Here is a 21521-nt window from a genome sequence, read left to right as displayed (position 1 = left end):
TATGTCCGGCCAGTTGGGACACTCTGGCTGTGATCCAGTTCGAGGAGATTCAGCCCGCGGCCGACTGCCCCTGTGCCGGATGCGCCGACCGGCGCCGTATCCGCAGGACGAGATCCCTCGCCGCACGTGACGGTGGTCACCCCGCCACGCACGGCGCCCGCCGCGCCATGGTGCTGGTCACTGCCGCCGGAGTGGTGCTGGGCGGCGGGGGAGCGGCGGGCGCGGCGGGGACGGGAACCACCGGAGCCATGGAGGGGACGGCACGGACGGGTGTGTGGGACGACCCGGCGCGGCCGGCGGCCGGGGACGCGGGCCACCGGCCGGAGAGTCGCCGGCCGGAGGTACGGGACAGCGGCAGTGGCCGGTCGCACCTCTGGGACCTCCCCGAGGAGGAGCTCGACGCGCCCGCCCCGCAGGGCCGGGCGGCCCCCCTGCACGGAAGGCCGAAAGCCACGCCCGGCGCACCGGGGCCCGGCGGGGTCGCCGCCGCCCCCAAGTTCAAGCCCGCCACCCGCGCCGACATCATCAAGCGGGCCAAGACGTGGGTCGAGGCGAAGGTGCCGTACAGCATGGAGAAGTTCTGGCGCGACGGGTACCGGCAGGACTGCTCCGGCTATGTCTCGATGGCCTGGGGGCTCAGCGGCAACGAGTGGACCGGCTCGCTGGCCGAGTTCGGCGTGAAGGTGCCCCGCGAGCAGCTCCAGCCCGGCGACATCCTCCTCTTCCACAACACCGCCGACCCGCACTCCGGCTCGCACGTCACGATCTTCGGCGGCTGGACGGACTACACGCACGGCCACTACCTCGCCTACGAGCAGACCCGCCCCACCACCCGCAAGCAGGCCACCCCGCTCGGCTACTGGAAGAACGCCGACCGCTACGTCGCCTACCGCTACCGGGGACTGGTCGGCGGCACCTCCCCCCAGGGCTCGGCGGGCGCGCCCGCGTTCCCCGGGACGCAGCACTTCCGCCCCGGAAGGTCCAGTGCGTACGTGGAGAAGCTGGGGCGGCAGCTCGTGGCCAAGGGGTTCGGCAAGTACTACACGGTGGGGCCGGGGCCCGACTGGGGCGAGGCCGACCGGCGCAACGTGGAGGCGTTCCAGCGGGCGCAGGGCTGGCGGGGTGCGGAGGCCGACGGCTATCCGGGGCCCGAGACCTGGCGGCGGCTGTTCAGGACGGGCACGGCGGGCTCCACGGGCGCAGCAGGCGAGGGGGCACAGCGATGAGGGACCCAGTGATCAGGAACGACTCGACGACCGAGATCCCCGTGCACCTCCTCTTCCGCGACGAGGCCGGGGCGGCGGGCGCCCCCGTGCCGTCCGGGGTGACCGTCGTAGGGCGGCGGCAGGGAACGGGAGAGCAGCGCCGCATCGACCACCGGGCCGGACCCGCCCCCGCGAACCCCGCCCCCGCGAACCCCGCCCCCGCGAACCCCGGGCCCGCCGAGCGGCCCGGCCCGGTGCGCCCTGGCTGGGCGGCACTGGCCGCCGGGCTCGGCGCGGTGGCCGGGTGCGGGGCGGCACTGTGGTGGGCGGGACTGCTGCCGGGGCCGCTCGCCGCGGCGCTGCGGCTGCCTTCGCGCACGTACGAGGGGATCGGGCTCGCGGGCTGGGGGGTCCTCGCCGCGCTGCTGGCGGTGGGCCTGATCGCGTTCGGCGGGCTGGTGCGCGGGAGGGAGGGGTACGCGTCGGTGCTCACGCGCTTCGGCGCGTACCGGGGGACCGTCCGGCGCACCGGGCTGATGTGGCTGAGCCCGCTGCTGGTGCGCCACCGGGTGGACGTACGGCTGAAGCACTGGCGGAGCGAGCCGCTGCCGGCCGCCGACCGGAACGGGATCCCGCTGCGGGTGGTCGTCCTGGTGGTGTGGCGGGTCGCCGACCCGGCGCGGGCGACGCTCACCGTGGCGGACCCCACGGGGCAGCTGCGCGGGCAGGTCGAGGCGGCCCTCGCCCGGGTGCTGGCGCAGACCCCCGCCGACGGGGTGCGGGACGCGGCGGCGGTCGGGGACGCGCTGACCCGGCAGCTCTCGGCCACTCTTGCCGGGGCCGGTATCGAGGTGTTCTCGGTGCAGCCGCTGCGGATCGAGTACGCGCCCGAGGTCGCCGACGCGATGCGCCGCAGGACGGTCGCCGCCCTGGACGCCCGGCAGCGGGAGAAGGTGCTCGCCTCGGTGGTGGACGCGGTGGAGGACACCGTGGCCCGGCTGACGGCACGCGGTCTGGCGGGAGAGCTCGACGACTACGAACGCAGGGCACTGGTACGGGAGTTGACGGTGGCGTACCTCAGTGGAACCTGACTTTCCTTAACTCTCCTCAACGTTGGACATTGGTCTGGACATGTTCAACTGCCGTCCTTACATTGGGCCTTGGTCTAGACCGGAAATCCGCCACGGCACCACAGCGTCACAGCACCTCCAGCACCACACGCGCGCGCGTGCAGCACAGGTCACAGAACACGGAATGCCCCCCACGTTCTCCTGGAGCGAAGCATGCGAAAAAAGGCAATGAGTGCGGCTGTCCTCGGGCTCGCGGTAGCGGGTGCCACCGCACTCTCCACCAGCGGTGCGAGCAGCCACGGCTACACGGACTCGCCGATCAGCCGCCAGAAGCTGTGCGCCAACGGCACGGTGAAGAACTGCGGTTCCATCCAGTGGGAGCCGCAGAGCGTCGAGGGCCCCAAGGGCTTCCCGGCGTCCGGTCCCGCCGACGGAAGGATATGTTCCGGCGGCAACGGCGGATTCGCGCAGCTCGACGACCCGCGCGGCGGGGCCTGGCCCGCGACCCAGGTGACGGCAGGACAGAGCTACTCGTTCCGCTGGCAGTTCACCGCCCGGCACCGCACGTCGGACTTCCGGTACTACATCACCAAGCAGGGCTGGGACCCGACCAAGCCGCTCACGCGGGCCTCGCTGGACCCGCAGCCGTTCCTGAACGTGCCGTTCGGCGGTCAGCAGCCGCCCGCGACACTGACCCACCAGGGAACGATCCCCGGCGGCAAGTCCGGCAAGCACGTCGTGCTCGCGGTGTGGAACGTGTACGACACGGCCAACGCGTTCTACGCCTGCTCCGACGTCAAGTTCTGACGGGTCCGCATCCCCGTCCCCACGAGTGAGCCGCCCCGTCGCCGACGGGGCGGCTCACCCCTTCCGGGGTTTCGGCCAGATCGGGTCCGCCGTGGCGTGGTGGCATGGACGGGGCAGGGCGGGTGGTTGTTCCCTGGGGGATCGGCATTCCGACCGAGACCCAGGGAGACCACCGTGCCGTCCATGCCACGCCGCTCCTTCCTCCAGGCCGCGACCGTCACCGCCACCGCCGCTGCCACCACCGTCGGTACGGGGGCGGTGGCCGCGAGCACCGCCGCCGCAGCGGCCCCCACCGCCCCGGCCCCCGCCGCACCCCCCGCCCCCGCGGGCGAGCGGACGCTCCGCTTCACCCACGCCACCAACGGCACCGTCACCGGCCACAACGGCCGCTACGTCGCCGAAGTGCAGAACATCCTCTGGTCCTTCGACGAGGACGGCGGCCCGGCCACCGCCCTCACCCCGCCCGAGCTGGAACCCAACCGCCCCGTCCTGTCGCCCGACGGACGCCAGATCGCGATGACCGCCTTCAAGGGCGGCCAGTTCCACCTGTGGGTGATGAACGCCGACGGCTCCGCCCCGCGCCGCCTCACCGAAGGCCCCTGGGACGACCGCTGCCCCGCCTGGTCCCCGGACGGCCGCCGCCTCGCCTTCTCCTCCGAGCGCGGCGGCGACCCCGTCAAGGGCAGCCCGTACCGCATCTGGACCGTCGAGGTCAGCGGCGGGAAACTCACCCGGCTCACCGGCGCCCCCGGCCAGCAGGGCCCGCACCAGGACACGCCCTGGGAGGACTTCGACCCCACCTGGAGCGCCGACGGATCCCGGGTGCTGTTCGTCCGCGGCAGCCTGGCCGGCACCGCCCTCCGGTCCCGTACGATCGCCGCCGTCGCCGCCGACGGGAGCGGCCCGGTCGGCGTCGTCCACACCGAACCCGCGGACTCGCCCCCCGGCAGCGTCCTGACCCCCGCCGTCTCCCCGGCCGGCCGGACCGCCTGGCTGCGCACCGTCCAGGCCAACGGCCCCGGCCGGTACGAGGTCGTCGGCCTGGTCGTCGACGGAAAGAGCGTCCCCGTCGAAGGACTGCTCGCCGACTCGCCGCCGCGCTGGCTCGACGACACCCGCATGCTGGTCACCCTCGACGGCCGCTTCCAGATCGTCCGCCCGCACCGGGCGCCCGGCGCGCAGCTGATCCCCTTCACGGCGGCCCTGCCCGTCGAGCGGCCCTCGTACCGCGTCAAGAAGTACGAACTGGAGCCGCGGCGGACGGGCCGGGTGCGCGGCATCCAGCAGCCCGCCCTCGCCCCCGACGGCCGCTCCTTCGCCTTCGTCTCCCTCAACTCCCTCTGGGTACAGCCTGTTTCCGGCCGGGGCGGCAAGCCGAGAAGAGTGGTGGAGGCCGCCCCGACGGTGTACCTCCAGGGCCCTTCCTGGAGCCGGGACGGCCGCTGGCTGCTCTACGTCGACGACCGCGACGGGCTGAACGGGGTGCGGCGCCACGAACTGGCCACCGGAAAGGACGAGTTGCTGGCCGGCGGCGGCCGCACCCACCCCGCCCTGTCCCCGGACGGCAGCCGCCTCGCCTGCCTCGACATGGCGGGCGGCCTGGTCGTACGGGACCTGGCCGCGGGAACCGAGAAGGTGGTAGCCGCGGCACTCGGCGCGGGCGGGCTGCCCGGGCCGCCGAGCTGGTCGCCGGACGGCCGCTACCTCGCCTACTGCGACCGCAACCGGCTCAACCACCGCTACCGGGAGGGCTACAACCTCATCCGGGTCATCGACACCGCCACGGGCACCTCGGCCCTGCACCCCTTCTCGCGCTTCGGCTCGCTCTCCGACCGGTACGCCTCGGGACCCGTCTGGTCACCGGACGGGAAGTGGCTCGCCTGCGTGAGCGAGTCCGCGCTGTGGGTGCTGCCGGTGCGCGGCGACGGAAGCCCGGCGGGAGAGGCCAGGCTGGTCTCCAAGTCCGGTGCGGACCACCCGAGTTGGGCAGATGACTCGCGTACGCTGCTCTACCTCGCCGAAGGAGAGCTGCGGCTGGCCACCCGCGACGGCGGCGGCCCCGGCCGGGCGGTGCCGGTACGGCTCGACCGCCGGCGCTCCACCCCCGTCGACACCGTCGTCCACGCGGGCCGCCTCTGGGACGGCACCCGCACCGACGGCCGCACCCGCGACGACGTCGACATCCTGATCCGCGACGGACGCGTCGCCGCCGTCGAACCGCACCGGGCGGGCCGCCGGGCCGCCCGGCACGTCGACGCCTCCCGGCAGACCGTGCTGCCGGGACTGTGGGACTCGCACACCCACCCCTGGGCGTACACCTACGGCGCCCGGCAGAGCGCGCTCTGCCTCGCGTACGGCATCACCACGACGGTCTCGCTCGCCGGGTTCTCCTACGAACAGGCCCGGATCAGGGAGGACGTCATCGCCGGACGCCTCGCCGGACCCCGGCTGCTCACCACCGGCGAACTCCTCGACGGGCCCCGCGTGGCCTACAGCATGGGCCGGGCCCACCGGACCACCGAGGGGCTGCGGCGCTCGCTGGCCCGGGGCGCGGCACTCGACTGGGACTTCGTGAAGACCTACGTCCGCGCCCCGATGGACTACATGGAGGAGGCGGCCCGTTTCGGCCACGAACGGCTCGGCGTCCTCTCCGGCTCGCACCTCGCCTCGCAGGGCGTCCAGGGCGGCCAGGACCTGACCAGCCACCTCGCCGCGACCGAACGCGCCGACCGGGGCCACGGCACCACCAGCGAACAGCTCACCTACCAGGACACCGTCACCAACTACACGGAGGGCGGCCTGAAGCTGCTCGCCACCCCCTTCACCTCGTTCGCGCTGCTGGGGGACTTCCCCGGCCTCGCCGACGACCCGCGCGTCACGGCGATGATGCCGCCGTGGGACGTGGCGACGGTCCGCGCCGGGGCGGCCAAACCGCCGACGGACATCGACCGCCTCGTCCTGCGCCGCGAGATGGACACCTACCGCAAGGTGATCGACGGCGGCGGCCGGCTGGCCCTCGGCACGGACACCCCGATCGTCCCGGTCGGCCTGCCCCTGCACGTGGCCCTGCGCGCCTTCGTACGGCACGGCTTCAGCGCGGCGCAGGCGCTGGCGACGGTGACGCTCTCGGCGGCGCGGCTCTTCGGGGCGGACCGGGAGCTGGGCTCCGTCGAACCGGGCAAGATCGCCGACCTGACCCTGGTCGACGGAGACCCGCTCGCCGACTTCGACGACCTGGTGAAGGTGTCGGGGGCGGTGGTCGGCGGCCGGGTGCACTCGCGGGCGGCACTGACGCGGACGTACGAGAAGGCCGGCCGGACGGGCGCGGAGCCCCGGGACGACGCCCGCGCGGACGGCGGTGCGGACGCGTCGGCGAAGCACTGGCACCAGGTGGCCGACCAGATCCGCAGGGACGGTTGCTGCTGACCCGGTCCGAGCAGGGCCGGTCGGGCCCGAGTGCTTGCGCACACCGGGCCCGACCGGCCCTGGGGTCGGTGTGCGCGGGGATCGGAGGGTGTCCGTCCGTCCTGAGGGCGGGGGGCGCCGGGGGCACGACGTGTCGGGCCTGGCGGGCGGGGTGCGCGCCGGCCGGCCGACGGGCGGTACGCTCGGGCGCTGCGGAACGAGTGGGTCCATTTCCCGGAGAGGGAGTGCGCGGCGTGCAGATCCTGGTTACCGGCGGCGCCGGTTTCATCGGCTCCAGTTACGTGCGGATGCTCCTCGAAGGGTGCCTCCCCGGTGCCGAGCAGGCCCGGGTCACGGTCCTCGACCTCCTCACGTACGCGGGCAACACCGACAACCTCCCCCTCGGCCACCCCCGCCTCACCTTCGTCCGGGGCGACGTCCGCGACCTGCCCCTCCTCCTGGACCTGCTGCCCGGCCACGACGCCGTGGTCCACCTCGCCGCCGAGTCGCACGTCGACCGCTCCATCGAGGGGGCCGCGGCCTTCGTCGGGACGAACGTCCAGGGCACCCAGACCCTCCTCGAAGCCTGCCTGCGCACCGGGACGGGACCGGTCGTCCACGTCTCCACCGACGAGGTGTACGGCTCGATCGACGAGGGTGCGTGGACCGAGGACGCGCCGCTCGCACCCAACTCCCCGTACGCCGCCTCCAAGGCGGGCGGCGATCTGATGGCCCGCTCCTACTGGCGCACCCACGGCCTGGACGTCCGTATCACTCGCTGCTCCAACAACTACGGCCCGTACCAGCACCTCGAAAAGCTGATCCCGCGCTTCACCACCCGGCTCCTGGCGGGCCGGAGCGTCCCGCTGTACGGCACCGGTGCCAACGTCCGCGAATGGCTCCATGTCGAGGACCACTGCCGCGCCGTGCACCTCGTCCTGACCAAGGGGGCGGCGGGCTCCGTCCACCACGTGGGCAGCGGGAACGCCCTCACCAACGCCGAGCTCACCGACCGGCTGGTCGAGTTGACCGGCGCCTCCCGCTCCCTCGTCACCCACGTCGCCGACCGCAAGGGGCACGACCAGCGGTACGCCCTCGACGACACCCGCATCCGCGAGGAACTGGGGTACGCCCCCTCGGTCCCCCTCGACGAAGGGCTGGCCGCCACCGTCGCCTGGTACCGGGACCATCCCCAGTGGTGGGGAAAACACTGAAGCCCCACCGGCGAACCGGTGGGGCTTCAATATCAAGTGCGCCGCCAGGGACTCGAACCCCGGACCCGCTGATTAAGAGTCAGCTGCTCTAACCAACTGAGCTAGCGGCGCTTGACTCGTAAATAGTACCTGGTCCGGAGGGGTGCTCGCGACCTCGTGCGATCAGAGCGACAGCGAGAGCGCCATCGGTGTCGCCCGCCGGTTCAGCGCGTCCGCCGCCTGCCGCAGCCGGTGCGCGTGTTCGACCGGGAGGGACAGGGCGAGGCAGCCCACCGCCGCCCCGGCCGTCAGCGGTACGGCGGCGCAGACCGTGCCCAGTGCGTACTCCTGGAGGTCGAGCACCGGGACCGTGGCGGGCTGGCTGTCCAGCTTGGAGAACAGCACCCGCTCGCTGGTGATCGTCCGCGAGGTGAGCCGGGCGGTCTTGTGCCGGGAGAGGTGGTCCCGGCGGCCGTTCTGGTCGAGCTGGGTGAGCAGGCACTTGCCTATCGCGCTGGCGTGCGCCGAGGAGCGGAAGTCGACCCACTCGTTGACCTTCGGGGTGAGCGGGCCCTCGGCGACCTGGGTCACCTTGATCTCGCCGTCCACGTACCTGCTGAGGTAGATCGCGGCGCCGACCGAGTCGCGCAGCTGGTCCAGGGTCTCCTGGAGCCTGAGCCGCAGCCCCTCGCGGGCCGCCGCCCCGGACGCCCCGACCAGCTCCAGGGACTCACCCGTCACATAGGCGCCGTCGGCGACCTGCTCCACGTACCCCTCGCGGCGCAGCATCAGCAGCAGGGGCCCCAGCGTTTCCGAGGGCAGGCCCGTCTCGCGGGCGAGCTGGCCGTCGGTGACGCCGCCACTGTGCTTCGACACGGAATCCAGCACGCGCAGGGCGTACTGCACGGAGTGCTGCGGCGTGGCCGGCTCGGGCTTCAGCGCCACGGTTCCCCCTACCAGGTTGTGACCGTCTGCTGTGCGTCCTGCTGTGCGTCGTTCGTGCGTCGTCAGGCCACGATAGCCGTCAACCCCCGCCATAGGGGCGGGGGTTGACAAATTGGCTCTGCCGGGCATGCCTGTGCGCGGCCCGTGAGCTGGGCCGCGCCACCCGTGGCATATGCCAGAGTCAGGTCACAGTACGGCGCCCAGGAACTCCCGGGTCCGCTCGTGCTCCGGGTCGCCGAAGATCTTCTCCGGCGGTCCCGACTCGATGACCCGGCCCGAGTCGAACATCAGGACGTCGTCCGAGATGTCCCGGGCGAAGTTCATCTCGTGCGTCACACAGAGCATGGTGATGTCGGTCGTACGGGCGATGTCGCGCAGCACGTCCAGGACGCCCGCCACCAGCTCCGGGTCGAGCGCCGAGGTCACCTCGTCGAGGAGGAGCACCTGCGGGCGCATCGCCAGCGCACGGGCGATGGCGACCCGCTGCTGCTGGCCGCCGGAGAGCTGGGTGGGCTTGGCGTCGCAGCGGTCGCCGAGGCCGACCATGTCGAGCAGCTCGCGGGCCCGCTCGTCGGCCTCGTCCCTGGACAGGCCCAGGACCCGTACCGGCGCCTCGGTGATGTTGCGCAGCACCGTCATGTTCGGGAAGAGGTTGAACTGCTGGAACACCATCCCGATGTTCTTGCGCACCTCCCGCAGCTGCTTCTCGCCCTGCGAGGGGAAGAGCTGGGCCCCGCCCACGTGGATGGTGCCCTCCTCCGGCTTCATCAGGGTCATCAGCAGCCGCAGGATGGTGGTCTTGCCGGACCCGGAGGGCCCGATCAGGGTCACGTGCTTGCCCGGCTTCACCGAGAAGCACAGGTTGTCCAGGACGGTGTTCTTCCCGAACCGCTTGGTGACGTCCTTGAACGTGATCAGGTCACCGGCAGTGGCACCAGCAGTGGCGCCGGAAGCGGCCTCGGGGGAATCGGCGGGCTGGGTGGCTTCAGCGGACAAGACGACGCTCCAGGACTCGCAGCAGAAGGGACGCCGGGTAGGCGATGAGGATGAAGGCGATGCCGACGACGGTCAGCGGCTCGGTGTACTGGAAGGTGGACGCGCTCTCCAGCCGCGCCTGCTGGAGCAGCTCCAGCACGCTGATGCCGGCCAGCAGAGGGGTGTCCTTCAGCATCGAGACGACGTAGTTGCCGAGCGCCGGCACGATGCGCCGGATCGCCTGCGGGAGGATCACCGCGAACCAGGTGCGGTGCGCGGGCAGGCTGAGCGCGGTCGCCGCCTCCCACTGGCCGGCCGGGACGGCGTCGATGCCCGCCTTGTAGACCTGTGCGGTGTACGTCGAGTAGTGCAGCCCGATCGCGACGGTGCCGGTGGTGATCGCGGAGAACTGGACGCCCCACTCCGGCAGCACGAAGAACAGGAAGAAGAGCTGGACGAGGAGCGGGGTGTTGCGGATGAACTCGGTGACGACGTTCACCGGCCAGCGCACCCACTTCAGCGGCGAGCGCAGCCCGAAGGCCCACACCAGACCCAGCGAGAACGACAGCACCGAGCCGAGCGCCAGCACCTGGAGGGTGAGCAGCACCCCGTCCCAGAAGCGCGGCATGAAGTCCGCCACTGCGGACCAGTCCCACGTACTCATCGCGTCCCCCCGGCGGCCTGGGCCTTGATGTCGATGCCGATGCCGGCCTTCGTCCTGCGCTCCACGGCCTTCATGCCGCGCGTCAGCACGAACGCGATCACGAAGTAGATGACGAGCGTGATCGAGTAGATCTGTGCGCTCTCCTGGGTGGCGAGCCGCACCAGGTACGCGGCGAACGAGACGTCACCGATGCCCAGCAGGGACACCAGCGCCGTGCCCTTCAGCAGCTCGATCAGCAGGTTGTTGAACGGCGGGATCATCTCCGGCACCGCCTGCGGCAGCAGGATCAGCCGCATCCGCTGCCAGGGCGTGAAGTTGAGGGCGATGCCCGCCTCGCGCTGGGCGGCAGTCACCGAGTTCAGGGCGCCGCGCACGACCTCCGCACCGTACGCACCGTAGGAAAGCCCCAGTGCGAGCACGGCGGCCCACATGGGGACGAACGCCCAGCCGATCAGGCCGGGCACCACGAAGAACAGCCAGAACATCAGCACCAGCGCGGACGTGCCACGGAAGACCTCCGTGTAGACACCCGCGAGGAAGCGCACGATCCACAGCCGGTGGGTCCGGGCCATGCCGATGCCGAAGGCGACGAAGGTGGCCAGCACCGCGCTGTAGACGGTGAGCTGGACGGTCGTCCAGATGCCCGGCAGGATCCAGTTCTGCCACAGACCGGAGCTCATCGGCACAACTCCTCGGCAGTGAGGGTGGTCATCTCCGCCTTGGTGAACCCGAAGGGCTGCAGGATCCGGAAGAGCTCGCCGCTCTTCTTCATCTTGTGGATCTCCACGTTGAAGGCGTCCCGCAGCTCGGCGTCCAGCTTGCGGAAGGCGAAGCCGCCGCCGTCGACCTTCTTCTCGCCGTTGACGACCGGCGCGAAGGGCGTGGTGGCCTCGGCCTTGGTGCTCTTCTTGACCACCTCGCGGCCGGTCAGCGCCGTACCCGCGAAGACGTGGACCCGGCCGGACTCGACCGCGTTCAGGCCCGCGACCGGGTCCTGGAGGATCACGATCTCCTTCTCCGGGATCCCGGCGGCGATCGCGTACTCGATCTCGGCGTAGCCGGTGCCGGTGGCCATCGTGGAGTTCGTGCGCTTGATGTCCTGGTACGAGTGGAGCTTGCGCGGGTTGGTCTTCTGCACGATGAAGGAGTCCAGCATCTGGTACTCCGGGTCGGCGAAGATGACCTGCGCGCAGCGGTCCTTGTTGATGTACATCCCGGCCGAGACCACGTCGAACTGCTGGGAGTTGAGCCCGGGTATGAGCGAGGAGAAGTCGGTGGCGACCGGCTGCACCTTGCCGATGCCCAGCCGCTTGAAGATCACTTTGGCGAGTTCGACGGCCTCACCGGTGAAGTTGCCCTGGTCGTCGATGAAGCCGTACGGGGCCTCGCCCGCGATGCCCATCCGCACGATGCCCTGCGACTTCAGTCTCGCCAGGGTGTCCCCGGTGGGCACCTTGCTGCAGCCCGCGACCCCGAGCGCCCCCGCAGCGCCCAGCGCCGCACCGCCCACCAGAAGCGAGCGCCGGCCCATCGACCGCTGCCCCGGCGACCCTTGTCCCGGGGGCCGTCGTCTGCCGTTTCCTTGCTCTTCCCTGAAATCTCGTGTGGGAGCCATGGGCGCGCGGCTACCCGGGAGCGCACGGATTAGTCCAACCAATTCCGGCCCGCCTCGCGGGAGATGCCCCCTTGACGGGCGCGATCATCGCTGCACGATGGGGAGATGACCGAACGATTCGTGGACATTTCGCTCGACAAGCGCGGTGTGCGGTGCACCGCCCGGCTCCTCGACGACAAGGCCCCGATCACCTGCGCCGCGGTCTGGGACGCGCTCCCGCTGTCCGGCGAGGTCTACCACGCGAAGTACGCCCGCAACGAGATCTACGGTCTCTTTCCGGCCTTCGCCGACACCGAACCTCCACTGGAGAACCCCACCGTCACCCCGATCCCCGGCGACCTCTGTTACTTCTCCTTCGCGGGTACGGAACTGGCCACCGGCTCGCACGGCTACTCCGCCGACCACATCCGCTCCGACCGCCCCACCATCGTCGACCTGGCCCTCTTCTACGAGCGCAACAACCTGCTCCTCAACGGCGACCAGGGCTGGGTGCCCGGCATCGTCTGGGGCGCGGTCGTGGACGGGCTCGACCGGATGGCGGACGCGTGCCAGGACCTGTGGCGGGCGGGGGCGGTGGGCGAGACGCTGAGTTTCCGGCGGTCTGACCGGTAGGGCCGGTAATCCGCCCTTTGTTCCCGGGAGTTGGCGTGACCCCCGGCGCTCCGTAGCATCCGCTCCGCACAGCGAGCGGAAGGAAGTGGGCCCATGAGCGGGAGACCCGACGGCAGACCCGGCCGGCCGGTGGACGGCGCGTTCGACTGGGAGGGGGAGTGGCGCTGGCACGACGCGCGGTGGGCCACCGCCGCGATGGTGGTCATCGTGGGGTGCGCCCTGGGCGCGGTCCTGTGGTGGGTGGCCGGCTTCGGACCCGCCCCCGGGGTGGTCGCCCTGATGGGGTCGGTGCTCGCCGCCTGGGCGAACGCCGGGGTGATGACGAGCCTCCAGCGGCAGAGCGGCTGCACCTACCGGCAGATGGCCGTCCTCGTACGGCTCGCCCGGCAGGAACGGATACCCGCCGACCCGGTGGCCCGCCGGGGAATGCGGGCACTGGTGCGGCTCCAGAACAGCCGGAAGGCGGGCGGGGCCTGGGCCCAGCCGCTGGCCGTCGCGGTGCTGCTGGTGCTCGCCGCCGTGCACCTGCTCGCCGCGAACTTCCTCTTCGCCGCGCTCCTGGTCGCCGGGGCGGGCTTCCTGGCGTCGAGCCTGAGCCCGCTCTCGCGCAACAGGGCACGGTTCGCCCGCCTCGAAGCCCGGCTGGCGGCTGACGTCGAAGCGGACTTCAGCGAGGAGCGGCCGGGGTAGGCGCCGCCCGCGCCCAGCTGTGCTCCTCGTCGAGGTAGCCGTCGACGGTCAGTCCCGCCCCGGCGAGCGCCTCCTCGAACTCCTCCTCCGTGAGCGGGCAGCTCAGATAGCGCTGCGTCCACTTCGCGTCGGGGAAGTGGTACTCCACGAACAGGGCGCGGGTGCCCGGGCGGCCCTCGTCCGGTGCGGGCTCCGACGACACCACGCGGATCAGCGCACCGCCGGGCAGCCGGCGCTCCCGGGGGAGGTTCTCGTGCCGTGCGGCGGTCTGCCGCTGGACGATCACCAGCCCGTCGTCGGCGACATGGCGGCGGCAGGCCCGCAGCAGGGCCTCGCGCACTCCCTCCGTTCCCGAGTGGACCAGGAACGAGGCCAGCAGTACGACGTCGAAGCCGCCCTTGGCGTGCTCGTCGGCCGTCAGGTCCAGGTGCTCGATCGGGGTGCGTACGGTACGGATGCCGGGGACCGCCTCCCGTACCGCCGCCAGCATCTCCTCCGACTCGTCCACCGCGGTCACCTCGAAGCCGAGATCGGTCAGCGGGCGGGTGAGGCGGCCCGTGCCGGAGCCGAGTTCGAGGAGCCGGGCGCCGGGCAGCCGGCCGGCCGCCGCTGCCGCCACGATCTCCGGTTCTCCTTCGGCGGGCATCCGCCGGTACAGCTCCACGGCGCATCCGTCCGGGGTGATCACGCCCGGCCCGGTGCCTTCGTATCCCTCGCGCACGATGTGATTCATGGGTCCAGCGGAGCACGGGAGGGCCGTCGGGCGAAAGGGTCCGAAAATGACCGTCCGGTAGGAAATCCGGGCGGAAGCCGTGCCCGAAGGGCGTCTCGGTCGTGAGTCAGGGCAGGCGACTTTCTCATGTGGCCTCCGAGACATGGGCATTTGGAGCATTCAGCGTGAAGAGCGGACTTACCGGAATTACAGGAATTGCCGGAATTACTGGAATCAGGCGGAGTGTGAAGGTGCGTCGGGTGTCGGCGATCGCCGTCACCGCCGCGACAGCGGGGTCCGTACTGGCCGCCGGGGCGGCCGTCGCCCCGGCGCAGGCGCTGGCCCCCGGGGGAGTCGCCCCGGCGGCGGCGCCGAGCGGCCTGAGCGCCGCACCGAAGGCGCCCACGGTCACCGCCAAGGGCGCCTTCCTCATGAACGCGGCCACGGGGAAGACCCTCTACGCCAAGGCGGCGGACACCCGGCTGCCCACCGGCTCCACCACCAAGATCATGACGGCGAAGGTGGTGCTGGCGAGCAAGGGCCTCGACCTGAACGCCAAGGTGACGATCCAGAAGGCGTACAGCGACTACATCGTGAGGAACACGGCCTCGTCGGCCCGGCTCATCGTCGGCGACAAGGTGACGGTGCGGCAGCTGCTGTACGCGCTGATGCTGCCGTCCGGGTGCGACGCGGCGTACGCGTTGGCCGACAAGTTCGGGGCGGGGACGACGCGGGACGCCCGGGTGAAGTCCTTCATCGGAAAGATGAACGCGACGGCCCGCACGCTGGGGCTGAAGAACACCCACTTCGACTCGTTCGACGGCGGCGGCGGGAAGGGGAACTACTCCACGGCGCGCGACCTCACCCGGCTCGCGGTGAGCGCGATGAAGAACGCCACCTTCCGGACGGTGGTGGCGACGAAGTCGACGAAGCAGCGGACGGTGACGAGGTCGGGCGGGCACCGGAACATGTCCTGGACCAACACCAACCCGCTGCTCACCAGCTACAAGGGCACCCTCGGCATCAAGACGGGCTCCGGCCCCCAGGCCAAGTACTGCCTGGTCTTCGCCACCAAGCGCGGCAACAAGACCCTGTACGGCACCGTGCTCGCCTCCTCCTCGGACGTGAACCGCGCCAAGGACGCCGCCCACCTCCTCACCCACGGCTTCTCCAGCTAACCCCCCGCCCCCTCGGTCGGCGGAGCCGCGCTACCCCCCCGCCCCCCTCGACCGGCGGAGCCGCGCCACGCGCCCGCCCCCTCGGGCGGCGGGGCCGCACCTTCCCCCCCCACCCCCGAGCCCCCTTGGGCGGCGGGGCCGCCCCCCGGGGGCGGGACGGGCGGGCAAGGGGGCGGCCCCCCGGCGGAGCCGCACCCTTGGGCCCCGCCCCAGCTCCGCCCCCGCCCCGCGCTCCGCACATGAGTGGTCCGCTGCGCGGGGCTCCACCCCACCCCGCCCCTTCCCGAAACCGGGGCTCCGCCCCGGACCCCGGGCCCGTGCGGGCGGGCGGGGGTGGGTGGGTTGCCGGGGCTGCGCCCCGGGCCCCGGGGTGGCAGCCCGGTTGGGGTGGGTGGGGGAGGTGCGGGTGCGTCGTGGCTGGCCGCGCAGTTCCCCGCGCCCCTAAAGGGGCGCACCCCCCACGCGGGGGTGGGCGGGTACGCGGTACCCCTGCGAGGAGGGCTGGTCGCGCCCGCGCGGCGGAGACGCACAGTGTTACAGCCCCGCGCCCCTGAAGGGGCGCACCTCCGGCGCGGGGGTGGGTGGGGCGAGGTACCCCTGTGAGAGGGGCTGCCCGCGCCCGCGCGGTGGAGTCGCACAGTGTTACAGCCCCGCGCCCCTGAAGGGGCGCCCCTCCACGTGGGGGGGCGAGGTACCCCTGTGAGAGGGGGCTGGTCGTGTTCGTGTGGTGGAGCCGCAGGGTGTTGCAGCCTCGCGTCCCTGACGGGGTGGGGGCGGCGTGCCGCCGTGCTCAGGGGAGGGCAGGGGGCGGGGCGGAGGTTGCCGTTCCGGTGGAGTACAGGGAGTGGGCCGCTCGTAGGACCAATGGGTCACGGTGGCGGGCGGCGATCAGTTGGAGGCCGATCGGCAGTCCGCCCCCGTCCGTTCCGCACGGCACCGTCGCCGCCGGCTGCTGCGTCAGGTTGAAGGGGTAGGTGAAGGGAGTCCAGCCCGTCCAGCGCCGCTGGCCGGAGCCGCGAGGGGTCTCCGCGCCCGCCTCGAAGGCGGTGATCGGCATGGTCGGGGTGACCAGCAGGTCGTACGTGGCGTGGAAGCGGCCCATCCGGCGGCCGAGTTCCATCCGCGCGTCCACCGCCGCCAGATAGTCCAGCGCCGAGTACCGCGCGCCGATCCCGCTGACCTCCCGCAGCCCCGGGTCCAGGGAGTCCCGCTGCTCGCGGCCGAAGTGCTGGACCACCCGCGCCGCCCCGCTGAACCACAGGGTGTGGAAGGCCTCCGCCGGGTCCGCGAAGTCCGGGTCGGTCTCCTCGACGAAGGCGCCGAGCCCGGCCAGCCTCTCCACCGCGCCGCGCACCGCCGCCGCCACCTCGGGGGCGACCTTCACCTGCCCGCCGAAGGTCGGCGAGTACGCCACCCGCAGCCCGCGCACCCCGTCGCCGATCCGGTGCCGCGTCTCGCCGTCGTCGGAGACCGGCAGCTGCGACCAGTCCCGCCAGTCGCTCTCGCCCGCCAGCACGTCCAGCATCAGCGCCGCGTCCGCCGCGTCCCGCGCCATCGGGCCCGCGTGCGCCAGGGTGCCGAACGGGCTGGACGGGTACAGCGGGATCCTGCCGTACGTCGGCTTCATCCCGAAGACGCCGCAGAACGACGCGGGGATGCGGACCGAGCCGCCGCCGTCCGTACCGACCGACAGCGGTCCCGCGCCCACCGCCACGGCCACCGCGCTGCCCCCGCTGGAGCCGCCCGAGGTCTTCGCCGGGTCGTACGGGTTACGGGTGATGCCGTGCCGGGGCGAGTCGGTCACGCCCTTCCAGCCGAACTCGGGAGTGGTCGTACGGCCGACGAAGACCGCGCCGTGCTCGCGCAGGCGGGCCACCGAGGGGGAGTCCTCGTCCCAAGTTCCTCCTATGGAAGTGGTCTTGGAGCCGCGCAGGGTCGGTGTTCCGGCCTGGAGCAGGAGGTCCTTCACCGTCACCGGCACCCCGTCCAGCAGCCCGCACGGCTCCCGCCTGCGCCACCGCTCGGCCGACGCCCGCGCCTGCTCCAGCGCCGCCTCCCCGGCGATCGAGACGAACGGGTTCAGGGCCGGCTGGACGGCCTCGGCCCGCTCCAGTACGGCACGGGTCGCCTCCACGGGGGAGGCCTCGCCCTTTTCGTACGCGGCGAGAAGCTGACGGGCGGAGAAGTCGGCCAGGGCAGTGGGTGCTGTCGTCGGCTCAGTCATGAGTGGGGACGTACCCAACATTCTTGTCCACTACATTCGGAAGTGGCTTTCCGGCCTCCCAGAGTGCGTAGAGCTCCAGGAACTGGGACTCCAGCGCGTCCCGCCAGCCCGCCACGTCACCGCTCATGTGCGGCGACACCGTCAGCCCCGGCACGTCCCACAGCGGACTCTCCGGCGGGAGCGGTTCCCGCTCGAAGACGTCCAGGGCGGCGCCCGCGATCCGCCGCTGGGCCAGTGCCTCCAACAGGTCGGACTCCACGACCAGTTGACCCCGGCCGACATTGATGAAGTACGCCGCCGGGTTCATCGCCCCGAAGGCCCGCGCGTCGAACATGCCCCGGGTCGCGGGCGTCAGCGGCGCCGCGCACACCACCCAGTCCGCCCCGGCCAGCAGCGCCGGCAGCTCCTCGGGGCCGCGCACCCCGGGGCGTGCGGTGCGCCCGGTCAGCGCCACCGTCACCCCGACCGCCTCCAGCATGCGCGCCACGGCCCGCCCGATCGGCCCTGAGCCGACCACCACCGCCCGCGTCCCGGCCACCCTGCGGGTCTCCCGGTGTCGCCAACGCCGCTGCCGCTGGAGCTCGTTGGTGCCGTTGAAGTCCTTCGCGGCCGCGATGACCAGCCCGGTCACATACTCCGCGATTGGGATCTCGAAGATCCCCCGGGCGTTGGTGACGAGCGTGTCCGAAGCGGCCAGCTCCGGGCACATGAGGTGGTCCACCCCGGCGCTCGCGGTGTGCACCCAGCGCGGGCGCGCACCCGCACCCGGCCACGCGCGCCGCACCGCGTCCGACAGGAAGTCCCACACGAGCAGGACGTCCGCCTCGGGGAGTTGACTCGCCAACGCCGATTCGTCACCGTGCAGAATGCGGGCGCGTCCGGTGAGGCCACCGAGGCGGGGCGGCGGGTCGGCGTCGAGCACGAGAAGGGTGACTTCAGCGTCTTCGTGAACTTCATGAACTTCGTGAAGTCCGGGGACCTTGTGGGCATCAGTCATAGTCTGGAAACCGTTTCGCAACGTCGCAGATGTACGGATTGACCACGCTCGTACCCGCACCCTACGGTCGTCAACACCCATACCTGGGGGCCGCTTTGGAACTTTCCTTTCTCGGTGGGCCACAGCCGCAACGCGGCGTAGGCGTGGTCGCCCCGTTCGATTTCGCTCTCGACAGGGAGCTGTGGCGGTGGGTGCCCGACGGCATCTCCCTCCATCTCACCCGCACCCCCTACGTCCCCGTCGAGGTCAGCCTCGACCTGGCCCGCCTGGTCAGCGAGCACCAGACCCTGCGGGAAGCGGTGCGGGCCCTGATCGCCGTCGAACCGCAGGTCATCGCGTACGCCTGTACGTCGGGCAGCTTCGTCGACGGCACCGCGGGGGAGCGCGCCATGTGCGCTGCGATGTCCCGGGCCGGGGTCACCGAGGACGGCGAACTGCCCTCCGTGACCACCTCGGGCGCCCTCCTGGAGGCGCTCGCCGAACTGGGGGCGCGGCGGATCGCCGTCGTCACCCCGTACACCGAGTCCGTCACGCGGTCCCTGGAGGACTATCTGGCGGAGGCGGGCATCGTCGTCACGGGCCGCGAGTTCCTGGGCCTGACCCGGCACATCTGGAAGGTGCCGTACCGGGACGTGGTCGACATGGCGCGGCGGGCGGTGGTCGGCGCGGCCGACTGCCTGTTCATCAGCTGCACCAACCTCCCCACCTACGACGTGATTCCGCAACTGGAGGCGGAGCTGCGGATGCCGGTCATCTCCGCCAACCAGGTCACCATGTGGTCCGCGCTGCGCAGGCTCGGCATCCGGGCGGTCGGCCCGTACCAACTGCTGACGATGGCCCCGCAGGCCCCTGCCGGGGTGACCGGTCCGGTCCTGGCGGAGCTGGCGGGCCCGGCCCTCTCGGAGCTGCCCCCGCCCGCCCTCGCGGAACCCCCGGGCCTCGCCCCCGAGGTGCTCCCGCCCCCTCCACCCCCTCCGCCCCTCCCGCCGTACCCCGAGCAGGAAGGCCTGAACTGACATGACAGCGATCGGATTCCTCTACCCCGGCCACTCCGCCGAGGACGACTACCCCAGGATGGAAGCGCTCCTCGCGGACGACGGCGTACGGCTGCCCCTGGTGCACACCGACATCGGCACCGACGCCCACCGGGTGGACGCCCTGCTGGAGATGGGCGCCGCGCACCGGCTCGGCGCGGGTGTCGAGGAACTGCGCCTCGCCGGTGCCGAGGCCGTTGTCTGGGCCTGCACCAGCGCCAGCTTCGTGTACGGCTGGGAGGGCGCCCACGAGCAGGTGCGCACCCTGGCCACGGCGGCCGGGCTGCCCGCCTCCTCGACCTCCTTCGCCTTCGCCCACGCGGTACGGGCGCTGGGCGCGAGCCGGGTCGCGGTCGCCGCCACCTACCCCGACGACGTGGCGGAACTCTTCCGGGGCTTCCTGAAGTCGGCGGGCGCGGAGGTCGTCTCCACGTGCGGCAGCGGCATCATCACCGCCGCCGAGGTGGGCACCTGGGGCCTCGCGGAGGTCCTCGACCTGGCCCGGCAGGGCGACCACCCGGACGCGGAGGCGGTCCTCCTCCCCGATACGGCGCTGCACACGGCGGCCCATCTCGTGCGGCTGGAGCGGGAGTTGGGCAAGCCCGTCCTCACCGCCAACCAGGTCACCGTCTGGGAGGGGCTGCGGCTGGTCGAGCGCCGGGTGCGGGTGGCGGCACTGGGGGCGCTGTTCGCGGGATAGCGGCGGCACCCTTCATCCGGACGGGGCGGCGTGCGGGTACGTGGGGACGAGGGCGGCGCCGAAGGCGGGGCAGGGGGTTCGGGGGCACGTCGGCGGGCAGGGGACCGGCGGGTTCCGGGAATATCCGGAGACTGCCTCCTGTTCGTAGACGGGAGTACGTACAGAGAACGCCCGCCCCAGGAGGACCCCCGGTGGAAGCCAGCCAGACCCCGACCCCCGACCCCGTCCGCGGCCCCATCCATGGCTCCGCCCCCACCCCGCTCTCCGTCCTCGACCTCGCGACCGTCGGCGCGGGCTCCACCGCCACCGCCTCCCTCCGTACGAGCGTGGAGATCGCGAAGCTGGCCGAGGCGCGCGGCTTCCACCGGTACTGGGTGGCCGAGCACCACTCCATGCCCGGTGTGGCCAGTTCGTCCCCGGCCGTGATCCTGGCCCACCTCGCCGCCCACACCGACCGGATCCGGCTCGGCTCCGGCGGCGTGATGCTGCCCAACCACGCCCCGCTCGTCATCGCGGAGCAGTTCGGCACCCTGGAGGCGATGGCCCCGGGGCGCGTCGACCTCGGGCTCGGCCGGGCGCCCGGCACCGACGGTGCGACCGCGGCGGCCCTGCGCCGCAGCGACAACCCGCACGAGGGCGCCGACGAATTCCCGCGCCAGCTGGCCGAGCTGACCCGGTTCCTCCAGGACGACTTCCCGGACGGACACCCGTACTCCAAGATCCACGCCGTCCCCGGACCCGTACAGGGACACGGCAACACCCCCCAGCTCTGGCTGCTCGGCAGCTCCGGGTTCAGCGCCCGGCTGGCGGGAACCCTCGGCCTGCCCTTCGCGTTCGCGCACCACTTCTCCGCGCAGAACACCATCCCGGCGCTGGACCTCTACCGGGACTCCTTCCGCCCCTCGGCCGTCCTCGACGCGCCGTACTCCGTGATCGGCGTCTCCGCGCTCGCCACCGACGACGAGGCCCAGGCCCGCCGCCAGGTCCTCACCGGCGCCCTCAGCATGCTCCGGCTGCGCACCGGCCGCCCGGGGCTCATCCCGACCCCCGAGGAGGCCGAGGAGTACCGGTTCAGTCCGGTGGAGCGGGAGTTCGTGGACAGCTGGCTGGCCAACGTCATCCACGGCACCCCCGACGCGGTCGTCGCGGGCCTGGGCGACCTCGCCAAGCGCACCGGCGCCGACGAGCTCATGCTCACCGCCAACGCCCACGGCGGTGACTTCCGGGTCCGCAGTTACGAGCTGATCGCCGACGCGTACGGCCTTCCGAAGGCCTGATCCGTACAGCCTCCCGAAGGCCTGACCCGTACAGCCTCCCGAAGGCCTGATCCGTACGGCCTCCCGAAGGCCTGAACGGAGCCCCACGAGGGGGATGCCGGTGGAGGGGGGGGGGGGGGGGGGCCCCCCCCCCCCCCCCCCCCCCCCCCCCCCCCCCCCCCCCCCCCCCCCCCCCCCCCCCCCCCCCCCCCCCCCCCCCCCCCCCCCCCCCCCCCCCC

The 21521-nt window shown here is 72.5% G+C and carries 19 protein-coding genes and 1 tRNA gene; 11 read left to right on the top strand and 9 right to left on the bottom strand.

Features of this window, described 5'->3' with window-relative positions; all coding sequences use genetic code 11:
* Positions 1–29 precede the first annotated feature (29 nt).
* From ACZ5PB_RS30780 to rfbB, 5 genes are all read left to right on the top strand, one after another.
* Entirely contained in the window at positions 30–1226 is a 1197-nt protein-coding gene (locus ACZ5PB_RS30780) for a peptidoglycan-binding protein (RefSeq protein WP_468695663.1), read from the top strand.
* Complete coding sequence (locus tag ACZ5PB_RS30775; protein WP_468695661.1) at positions 1223–2296, top strand: SPFH domain-containing protein; 1074 nt, start codon at positions 1223–1225, stop codon at positions 2294–2296. The genes ACZ5PB_RS30780 and ACZ5PB_RS30775 overlap by 4 nt, the downstream gene beginning before the upstream one ends.
* Before the next feature lie 192 nt (positions 2297–2488).
* Entirely contained in the window at positions 2489–3082 is a 594-nt protein-coding gene (locus tag ACZ5PB_RS30770) for a lytic polysaccharide monooxygenase auxiliary activity family 9 protein (RefSeq protein WP_468695660.1), read from the top strand.
* A gap of 183 nt (positions 3083–3265) precedes the next feature.
* Positions 3266–6508, top strand: coding sequence for an amidohydrolase family protein (locus tag ACZ5PB_RS30765; protein WP_468695874.1), 3243 nt, complete (start codon positions 3266–3268; stop codon positions 6506–6508).
* 233 nt (positions 6509–6741) lie between these two features.
* Complete coding sequence (rfbB, locus tag ACZ5PB_RS30760) at positions 6742–7701, top strand: dTDP-glucose 4,6-dehydratase (RefSeq protein WP_468695659.1); 960 nt, start codon at positions 6742–6744, stop codon at positions 7699–7701.
* Between the two features lie 37 nt (positions 7702–7738).
* Here the strand turns inward: rfbB and ACZ5PB_RS30755 are convergent.
* The 6 genes from ACZ5PB_RS30755 to ehuB form a co-directional block, all read right to left on the bottom strand.
* Positions 7739–7812 (bottom strand) — tRNA-Lys (locus ACZ5PB_RS30755).
* Positions 7813–7863: 51 nt separating this feature from the next.
* Complete coding sequence (locus tag ACZ5PB_RS30750) at positions 7864–8625, bottom strand: IclR family transcriptional regulator (protein ID WP_468695657.1); 762 nt, start codon at positions 8623–8625, stop codon at positions 7864–7866.
* A 186-nt stretch (positions 8626–8811) separates the two neighbouring features.
* Positions 8812–9543, bottom strand: a complete 732-nt coding sequence (gene ehuA, locus ACZ5PB_RS30745; RefSeq protein ID WP_468695871.1) for an ectoine/hydroxyectoine ABC transporter ATP-binding protein EhuA — start codon at positions 9541–9543, stop codon at positions 8812–8814.
* Between the two features lie 67 nt (positions 9544–9610).
* On the bottom strand, positions 9611–10264 hold the full coding sequence (ehuD, locus tag ACZ5PB_RS30740) for an ectoine/hydroxyectoine ABC transporter permease subunit EhuD (protein ID WP_468695656.1): 654 nt from the start codon (positions 10262–10264) through the stop codon (positions 9611–9613).
* On the bottom strand, positions 10261–10944 hold the full coding sequence (gene ehuC / locus ACZ5PB_RS30735) for an ectoine/hydroxyectoine ABC transporter permease subunit EhuC (RefSeq protein ID WP_468695654.1): 684 nt from the start codon (positions 10942–10944) through the stop codon (positions 10261–10263). Before ehuC ends, ehuD begins: the two co-directional genes overlap by 4 nt.
* Positions 10941–11795 (bottom strand): ectoine/hydroxyectoine ABC transporter substrate-binding protein EhuB, encoded by an 855-nt coding sequence (gene ehuB, locus ACZ5PB_RS30730; protein WP_468695652.1) that lies wholly within the window; start codon positions 11793–11795, stop codon positions 10941–10943. Before ehuB ends, ehuC begins: the two co-directional genes overlap by 4 nt.
* A gap of 189 nt (positions 11796–11984) precedes the next feature.
* Here ehuB and ACZ5PB_RS30725 point away from each other — a divergent pair, with 189 nt between their 5' ends.
* Both ACZ5PB_RS30725 and ACZ5PB_RS30720 read left to right on the top strand, forming a co-directional pair.
* On the top strand, positions 11985–12491 hold the full coding sequence (locus ACZ5PB_RS30725) for a DUF3830 family protein (protein WP_468695651.1): 507 nt from the start codon (positions 11985–11987) through the stop codon (positions 12489–12491).
* Between the two features lie 93 nt (positions 12492–12584).
* Positions 12585–13181, top strand: coding sequence for a hypothetical protein (locus tag ACZ5PB_RS30720; protein WP_468695649.1), 597 nt, complete (start codon positions 12585–12587; stop codon positions 13179–13181).
* Here ACZ5PB_RS30720 and ACZ5PB_RS30715 read toward each other — a convergent pair.
* Positions 13159–13914, bottom strand: coding sequence for a class I SAM-dependent methyltransferase (locus ACZ5PB_RS30715; RefSeq protein ID WP_468695648.1), 756 nt, complete (start codon positions 13912–13914; stop codon positions 13159–13161). The genes ACZ5PB_RS30720 and ACZ5PB_RS30715 overlap by 23 nt on opposite strands.
* 239 nt (positions 13915–14153) lie before the next feature.
* Here ACZ5PB_RS30715 and ACZ5PB_RS30710 point away from each other — a divergent pair, with 239 nt between their 5' ends.
* Positions 14154–15071, top strand: a complete 918-nt coding sequence (locus ACZ5PB_RS30710; RefSeq protein ID WP_468695646.1) for a D-alanyl-D-alanine carboxypeptidase family protein — start codon at positions 14154–14156, stop codon at positions 15069–15071.
* 790 nt (positions 15072–15861) lie between these two features.
* Here ACZ5PB_RS30710 and ACZ5PB_RS30705 read toward each other — a convergent pair.
* Together ACZ5PB_RS30705 and ACZ5PB_RS30700 are read right to left on the bottom strand one after the other, a co-directional pair.
* The gene (locus tag ACZ5PB_RS30705) at positions 15862–17295 is read right to left on the bottom strand and encodes an amidase (protein ID WP_468695644.1); all 1434 of its coding nucleotides are present in this window, start codon (positions 17293–17295) and stop codon (positions 15862–15864) included.
* Positions 17288–18217 (bottom strand): D-2-hydroxyacid dehydrogenase, encoded by a 930-nt coding sequence (locus ACZ5PB_RS30700; RefSeq protein WP_468695643.1) that lies wholly within the window; start codon positions 18215–18217, stop codon positions 17288–17290. The genes ACZ5PB_RS30705 and ACZ5PB_RS30700 overlap by 8 nt, the downstream gene beginning before the upstream one ends.
* Before the next feature lie 170 nt (positions 18218–18387).
* On the opposite strand from ACZ5PB_RS30700, the gene ACZ5PB_RS30695 reads away from it, so the two are divergent.
* The 3 genes from ACZ5PB_RS30695 (at position 18388) to ACZ5PB_RS30685 (ending at position 21303) form a co-directional block, all read left to right on the top strand.
* Positions 18388–19308 carry a maleate cis-trans isomerase family protein gene (locus tag ACZ5PB_RS30695; RefSeq protein WP_468695641.1) on the top strand — a complete coding sequence of 307 codons (921 nt, stop codon included), beginning with the start codon at positions 18388–18390 and terminating at the stop codon, positions 19306–19308.
* A gap of 1 nt (position 19309) precedes the next feature.
* Positions 19310–20026 (top strand): maleate cis-trans isomerase family protein, encoded by a 717-nt coding sequence (locus tag ACZ5PB_RS30690; RefSeq protein WP_468695639.1) that lies wholly within the window; start codon positions 19310–19312, stop codon positions 20024–20026.
* A gap of 191 nt (positions 20027–20217) precedes the next feature.
* Positions 20218–21303 carry an LLM class flavin-dependent oxidoreductase gene (locus ACZ5PB_RS30685; RefSeq protein ID WP_468695638.1) on the top strand — a complete coding sequence of 362 codons (1086 nt, stop codon included), beginning with the start codon at positions 20218–20220 and terminating at the stop codon, positions 21301–21303.
* Positions 21304–21521: the final 218 nt, after the last annotated feature.

Source organism: Streptomyces sp. NPDC032721 (assembly GCF_055579625.1).
This window is presented reverse-complemented; position numbering and strand designations above follow the sequence as displayed.

Bases quoted from the DNA above. Each gene is read 5' to 3' on its own strand.
- ACZ5PB_RS30770 (WP_468695660.1), top strand. From the start codon at position 2,489: ATGCGAAAAAAGGCAATGAGTGCGGCTGTCCTCGGGCTCGCGGTAGCG.
- ACZ5PB_RS30720 (WP_468695649.1), top strand. From the start codon at position 12,585: ATGAGCGGGAGACCCGACGGCAGACCCGGCCGGCCGGTGGACGGCGCG.
- ACZ5PB_RS30705 (WP_468695644.1), bottom strand. From the start codon at position 17,295: ATGACTGAGCCGACGACAGCACCCACTGCCCTGGCCGACTTCTCCGCC.
- ACZ5PB_RS30725 (WP_468695651.1), top strand. From the start codon at position 11,985: ATGACCGAACGATTCGTGGACATTTCGCTCGACAAGCGCGGTGTGCGG.
- ehuC (WP_468695654.1), bottom strand. From the start codon at position 10,944: ATGAGCTCCGGTCTGTGGCAGAACTGGATCCTGCCGGGCATCTGGACG.
- ACZ5PB_RS30775 (WP_468695661.1), top strand. From the start codon at position 1,223: ATGAGGGACCCAGTGATCAGGAACGACTCGACGACCGAGATCCCCGTG.
- ACZ5PB_RS30765 (WP_468695874.1), top strand. From the start codon at position 3,266: ATGCCACGCCGCTCCTTCCTCCAGGCCGCGACCGTCACCGCCACCGCC.
- ACZ5PB_RS30690 (WP_468695639.1), top strand. From the start codon at position 19,310: ATGACAGCGATCGGATTCCTCTACCCCGGCCACTCCGCCGAGGACGAC.
- ehuB (WP_468695652.1), bottom strand. From the start codon at position 11,795: ATGGGCCGGCGCTCGCTTCTGGTGGGCGGTGCGGCGCTGGGCGCTGCG.
- ehuD (WP_468695656.1), bottom strand. From the start codon at position 10,264: ATGAGTACGTGGGACTGGTCCGCAGTGGCGGACTTCATGCCGCGCTTC.
- ACZ5PB_RS30715 (WP_468695648.1), bottom strand. From the start codon at position 13,914: ATGAATCACATCGTGCGCGAGGGATACGAAGGCACCGGGCCGGGCGTG.